Genomic DNA, 6020 nt, shown 5'->3' with positions numbered 1-6020 from the left:
GCCAGATGGGTCAGGCTGATGCTCTGGCCGCCGTACTGGTTGGACGCCACCTGGGCGATGATCTGGGTGGCGATGTTGCAGGCGGTGGAGAAGGAGTGCGGCTTTTCGATCAGGGTACCGGAAATGACGGTGCCGTTCTGCAGCATGTCGTCCAGGTTGACCAGGTCACAGTTGTGCATGTGCTGGGCAAAATAGTCCGCATCATGGAAATGGATGATGCCATCTTCGTGGGCCTTGACCACCTCCGGAGGCAGCAGCATACGCATGGTCAGGTCCTTGGAGACCTCACCGGCCATATAGTCACGCTGCACCGAGTTGACGGTGGGGTTCTTGTTGGAGTTTTCCTGCTTGACTTCCTCGTTGTTGCACTCGATCAGTGCCAGGATGCGGTCATCGGTGGTGTTGTGGGTGCGCTTGAGGCTCTGGACATACCGGTAGGTGATATACTTGCGGGCCACCTCATGGGCACCGGCTTCCATGATGGCGTTTTCCACCAGGTCCTGGATCTCCTCCACGTTCATGGCATGGTTGCGTCCGGCGCAGACTTCCTGCACCTGGTCCGCAATGCCGATGATCTGCTCCTGGGTCAGACGCTGGTTGGCCGGCACGACGTTGTTCGCCTTGCTGACTGCCGCGATGATCTTGGAAATGTCGAAAACGACCTCGCTGCCGTTGCGCTTGATGATCTTCATGGTGATTCTCCCTCGATGATTCTATGGCAAGCCCCTCTCGCCGGGGGCGCAGTAAGTGATATGGCGCGGAAATATTACAATATGTATATTTCGCCTTTGGCGAGCAAACCTATCTTACCGTATCCTACTGGGAAAGTCAAGGGAAAATAACACAAGATATTGTGTCCGCTGCAACAGACAGCCCCAAAATAGCAAGGTTTTGACGTTCCCACGCAGAAAAGCCAACGCCTGCAAAAACGCCGAATTTCCGGGCGGAATTTTGTAAAAAATGGGCTAGTTTTTTCATTTCATCGCTGTATCGTTTATTTTCAAGTTGGCAGTGGAAATGCCTCTTGCGCTTTATGGTGGCGGCTGGTATACTGTATAAGCTGATTTTATCCAGATACAGGGCCGGTCATTCCTTCCGGCTACAAGATATTGTATCACGAATTTTCTTTGACAGAAAGAGGCCCACCCATGAATTATGCCAACATCAAATACTGCGACATCGCCAACGGCGAGGGGGTGCGCACCAGCCTGTTCGTGTCCGGCTGCCGCCGCCACTGCAAGGAATGTTTTAACGCTGTGGCGTGGGATTTCTGCTACGGCAAACCCTTTGACAAGGAAACCCGCAACGCCATCCTGGCCAGTCTGGCACCGGAATACATCGACGGGCTTTCCCTGCTGGGCGGCGAACCCTTTGAGCCGGAAAACCAGCGGGCCCTGGTCCCGTTTTTGCACGACGTGCGGGTGCTGTACCCCCACAAGACCATCTGGTGCTACACCGGCAACAGCTACGAAAAGGAGCTGCTGGCCCCCAGCGCCGCCCGGTGCGAAGTCACCGACGAAATGCTGAGCCTGATCGACGTGCTGGTGGACGGGGAGTTCCTTATTGATGAGAAGGACATCTCCCTGCGGTTCCGCGGTTCCCGGAACCAGCGCATCATCGACATGAACCGCACCCGTCAGGCCGGCCATGTGGTGCTGTGGGAGGACGACCCCATCTTCGCGGACCACAAGATGTAAGGTATCCCTTTTGCCGCCGCTGCCCCTTGGTGCAGCGGCGCTTTTTGTTTCCGGCGCAGAAAAATGTTCTTGCTTTTCACGCCTGCGTGTATTATAATGATATAGTCATGCCGGTGTGTTGGAATTGGCAGACGAGACGGACTCAAAATCCGTTGGTAGCAATACCGTGTGGGTTCGACCCCCACCACCGGCACCAGAAAGCCCAGCCGCTCGGCTGGGCTTTTTGCATATGGCCGCACAGAAAACCGCCGAAAGGAGACTTCCCCATGCAGGAACCGGACAGCTGCCGTACCCTTTCCCCCATCATCCTGGTGCACGGCACCGGGTTCCGGGACCGCAAGGGCATCAGTTACTGGGGACGCATCCCCAAAGCCCTGGAAGCCCGGGGCGCCCGCGTATTCACGGGCGGGCAGGACAGCTGGGGCACGGTGGAAGAAAACGCCGCCGCCCTGAAACAGCGGGTGGAGGAAGTGCTGGCCATCACCCAAAGCGAAAAGGTTCATCTCATCGCCCATTCCAAGGGAGGGCTGGATGTGCGCTACATGGTCACCACCCTGGGCATGGCCCCTTATGTGGCGTCGGTGACCACCGTCTCCACGCCGCACCGTGGGTCCCGCACCATGGACGCCCTGCTCCTGGCACCGCGGTGGTGCTTCCGGCTGGCGGCCGTCTTCGTGAACGGCTGGTTCCGTCTGCTGGGAGACAAACATCCGGATTTTGTCGCCACCTGTTACCAGTTCACCACCGCCTGGGCGGAGAACTTCAACCGGCAGAACCCGGATATGCCCGGTGTGCTGTACCGCAGCTATGCGGGGGCCATGGCCAGCTGGCGCTATGATCTGCTGATGTGGTGGCAGAACCTGATTATCGGCCGGATCGAAGGGGAAAACGACGGGCTGGTGACCACCGCTTCCGCCCAGTGGACCGGCTTTCATGCCGAGTGGCGGGGGCTTCCCGGGCGGGGCGTCTCCCATATGGACGAGGTGGATTTCCGCCGCCGTCCCCTGCGCCGCCGCGGCTTCTCCTGGGATGTGGTGGACCGGTACATTGAGATGGTGGGCGAACTGAAGGAATACGGTCTGTAAAACAGGACCGGGCAGAGACCGCCCCGGGGCGCCTGCTGCCCGTTTTTCCCGCTGTGCGGGCATTCCCTTTTCCTTGACAAGGTTCCCCGTAAACGGTACAATTCAGGTAGTATTCTCTTTCTGAAAAAACCGGACCGGAAGGCCGCCCATGGGCATCCTTTCACGGTGGACAGCCTCCGGCCCGCTTCGGGACAAAAAAGCAGGCCCCCGGCAGACTGCCGGGGGCCTTTTGCAACACAAAACGGCGTGTCGGTCCCTGTTCCGACACGCCGTTCCCGAAAAGAAGAAAAGAGAAAGAGGAGTGGATGAAAAAGTTTGTCTGCTTCCCAGCGGACTTTGGATCCGGGTCCCTGTTCCCGGATGTTCCTTTTGGGAACAATTAAAGAATACCCGAAAGATGTGACAAAAAAGTGATGGTTCTTTCAAGAAATTACGAAAGAACTTGAAATACTCTGTGAATAAACCCGCAAGGAAGGAATTCCATCATGCCCAACCGCATCAACTATGAACTGGAAATGGAAAAGACCATCCGGGCCCTGGCCGCCGAAGGCCGACGCCCCCGGCTTTTGCTGCATGCCTGCTGCGCCCCCTGTTCCAGCGCCACCCTGGAGCGTCTGGCCGACGCTTTTGAGGTGACCATCCTTTATTACAATCCCAACATTGCCCCGCCGGAGGAATACCACCGCCGTGCGGATGAGCTGGACCGGTTCGTGCAGGACGCCGGCTACGCGGGGCGGGGCATCACGGTGGTGCGCCTGCCCTATGACCCCCAGGAGTTCTACACCGCGGTGCGAGGGCTGGAAAACGAACCGGAGAAGGGAGAGCGCTGCACCGTGTGTTACCGGCTGCGGCTGGAGCAGGCCGCCCGCTACGCTGCGGAACACAACTTTGAGTGGTTCACCACCACCCTGTCCATCTCCCCCATGAAGGACCCGGTGCGGCTGAACACCATCGGCACCCGGCTGGCGGAACAATACGGGGTGCGGTACCTGCAGAGCGAGTTCCGCAAGAAGGACGGCTACAAGCGCAGCCTGACCCTGAGCAGTGAATACGGATTGTACCGGCAGGACTACTGCGGGTGCATCTTCAGCAAACAGGAGCGGGAACGCCAGGAGGCGGCCCGCCGGAAGGAGGCAGAAGCATGAAACGGATTCTGGTGGCATTGCCCCTGAACGAAGAACAGTGTGACCGGCTGCACCGGGCCGCCCCGGGCACCGAAATGCAGATCACTCCCCAGCCATCGGAAGAGGACATTCTGTGGGCGGATGTGATCATGGGCAACGTGCCGGTGGAGATCATCCGCAGGAATGACCATCTGGAATGGTTCCAGAGCAACTTTGCGGGGCCGGACCCCTACCTGGAGCCGGGTGTGCTGCCCGAAGGCTGCTATGTGACCAACGCCACCGGTGCCTATGGTCTGGCCATCAGCGAGTGGATGCTGGGTATGTGGCTGGGGCTGTGCAAGGACCTGTTTTTGTACCGGGACCGGCAGAACCGCTGTGAGTGGGATGCCATTGAGCGGCCGGTGCGCAGCGTGGACGGGTCCCGGGTGCTGTGTGTGGGGTTGGGGGACATCGGTTCCAGCTTTGCCCGTCGGGCCCATGCCATGGGTGCCCGGGTGGTGGGGGTGCGCCGCCATGCCCACCACACCTGCCCCGCCTACTGCGATCGGGTGGTGGGCCAGGAGGACCTGGACGCCGAGCTGCCCCAGGCCGATCTGGTGGCCCTGAGCCTGCCCGGGACCGACGAGACCGTTCATCTGTTTGACGCCGCCCGCATTGCCCGGATGAAGCCGGGGGCCATCCTGATGAACGTAGGCCGAGGCACGGCGGTGGACACCGACGCCCTGACCGAAGCCCTGCGCAGCGGGCATCTGTTCGGCGCGGCCCTGGACGTGACCGATCCGGAGCCCCTGCCCGCCGACCATCCCCTGTGGAAGCAGCCCAACGTGCTCATCACTCCCCACATTTCGGGGCGGTTCAGCCTGCCCCGCACCCTGGACAACATTGTGGACATCTTTGCCCGCAACCTGCGCCACTATCTCAACGGCGAGACCCTGGACAACCAGATGTCCCGCCGCACCCACTATGTGAGCGAGGACACCGCCGGACAGCGGCTGCGCTGCGAACCCGACGACTGAGCCTCATCCGCCCCTCCCTTCTTAAAACTGAGAGGTTCCTTGTATGACATTCTTCAATCTGGTCTGGCTCTTTTTCTGCTATTCCTTCCTCGGCTGGCTGGCTGAGGTCCTGTTTACCGCCGTGCGCCGCCGCCGTTACCAGGACCGTGGCGTGCTGGGCGGGCCCCTGTGCCTGATCTACGGCGTGGCGGGCAGCATCATCACCGTGGGTCTGCGGGAACTGGCCATGGACAGCTGGTTCTTCCTCTTCCTGTTCAGCGCCGTCATTGCCACGGCGGTGGAATGGGTCGGCGGACACATTCTGGAACGGTTCACCGACGCCCGCTGGTGGGACTACTCCGACCGGAAGTTCAACCTGGACGGCTACATCTGCCTGACGGCCTCGGTCTTCTGGGGCGTGCTGGGTGTGGTCACCGTGAAATGGGCGGCGCCCCTGCTGCTGAACCTTTTTGCCCTGCTCCCCACCCTGGCCGGACAGATCCTGATCTGGGTGCTGCTGGTGCTGCTGGCCCTGGACGGCATCGGCACCGTGCTGACCCTGGCGGGCATCCGGTACCGCTTCTCCCGGGCGCAGGAGGTGCACAACCGTCTGGCCGCCATCACCCTGAACCTGGGCATGTGGGTGCTGGGCTGCACCGAGCGCCGTATGGCCAAGGCCTACCCCCAGGCCAACTTTGTGCGCCCCAAGCGGGAAAAGAGCACCGTCTTTGCCGAGGGCTGCAGCTTCTACAAGCTGTTCCTGCTTTTTGTCATCGGTGCCTTCCTGGGGGATGTGGCTGAAACCATCTTCTGCCGCATCACCGCCGGGGTGTGGATGAGCCGGTCCAGTCTGGTGTGGGGCCCCTTCTCCATCGTGTGGGGGCTGGCCATCGCCCTGGTCACCCTGCTGCTCTACCGCTACAAGGACAAGAGCGCCAGCTGGCTGTTTGTGGCCGGCACCCTGCTGGGCGGCGCCTATGAATACCTGTGCAGCGTCTTTACCGAGATCGTCTTCGGCGCCGTGTTCTGGGATTACAGCAAGATTCCCTTCAACCTGGGCGGACGTATCAACCTGCTGTACTGCTTCTTCTGGGGCTTTGCGGCGGTGGCCTGGTTCAA

At 60.5% G+C, this 6020-nt stretch carries 7 protein-coding genes and 1 tRNA gene; 6 read left to right on the top strand and 2 right to left on the bottom strand.

Annotated features, from left to right (window positions below):
• Together nrdD and Q0K17_RS10110 are read right to left on the bottom strand one after the other, a co-directional pair.
• A partial coding sequence (gene nrdD, locus Q0K17_RS10115; protein ID WP_294542739.1) for an anaerobic ribonucleoside-triphosphate reductase occupies nt 1–692 on the bottom strand: 692 nt, incomplete at its 3' end.
• Between the two features lie 136 nt (nt 693–828).
• A complete protein-coding gene (locus Q0K17_RS10110; protein ID WP_294542737.1) occupies nt 829–978 on the bottom strand; it encodes a hypothetical protein in 150 nt (49 codons plus the stop codon).
• Nucleotides 979–1148: 170 nt separating this feature from the next.
• On the opposite strand from Q0K17_RS10110, the gene nrdG reads away from it, so the two are divergent.
• The 6 genes from nrdG to Q0K17_RS10080 all read left to right on the top strand — a co-directional run.
• On the top strand, nt 1149–1697 hold the full coding sequence (nrdG, locus tag Q0K17_RS10105) for an anaerobic ribonucleoside-triphosphate reductase activating protein (protein WP_294542735.1): 549 nt from the start codon (nt 1149–1151) through the stop codon (nt 1695–1697).
• Nucleotides 1698–1806: 109 nt separating this feature from the next.
• A tRNA-Leu gene (locus Q0K17_RS10100) sits at nt 1807–1893 on the top strand.
• A 70-nt stretch (nt 1894–1963) separates the two neighbouring features.
• Complete coding sequence (locus tag Q0K17_RS10095) at nt 1964–2782, top strand: alpha/beta fold hydrolase (RefSeq protein WP_294542733.1); 819 nt, start codon at nt 1964–1966, stop codon at nt 2780–2782.
• Nucleotides 2783–3267: 485 nt separating this feature from the next.
• Nucleotides 3268–3927 (top strand): epoxyqueuosine reductase QueH, encoded by a 660-nt coding sequence (locus Q0K17_RS10090; RefSeq protein ID WP_294542731.1) that lies wholly within the window; start codon nt 3268–3270, stop codon nt 3925–3927.
• Entirely contained in the window at nt 3924–4922 is a 999-nt protein-coding gene (locus Q0K17_RS10085; protein ID WP_294542729.1) for a D-2-hydroxyacid dehydrogenase, read from the top strand. The genes Q0K17_RS10090 and Q0K17_RS10085 overlap by 4 nt, the downstream gene beginning before the upstream one ends.
• A 43-nt stretch (nt 4923–4965) precedes the next feature.
• Nucleotides 4966–6020, top strand: a 1055-nt coding sequence (locus Q0K17_RS10080; protein WP_294542727.1) for a putative ABC transporter permease, incomplete at its 3' end; no start/stop codon positions are given.

Origin of the sequence: uncultured Gemmiger sp. (genome assembly GCA_944388105.1) — a bacterium.
In the GTDB taxonomy this organism is placed as follows: Bacteria; Bacillota; Clostridia; order Oscillospirales; family Ruminococcaceae; genus Gemmiger.
Note: the sequence above shows the minus strand (reverse complement) of the source record. Positions and strands in the feature narration are given on the sequence as shown.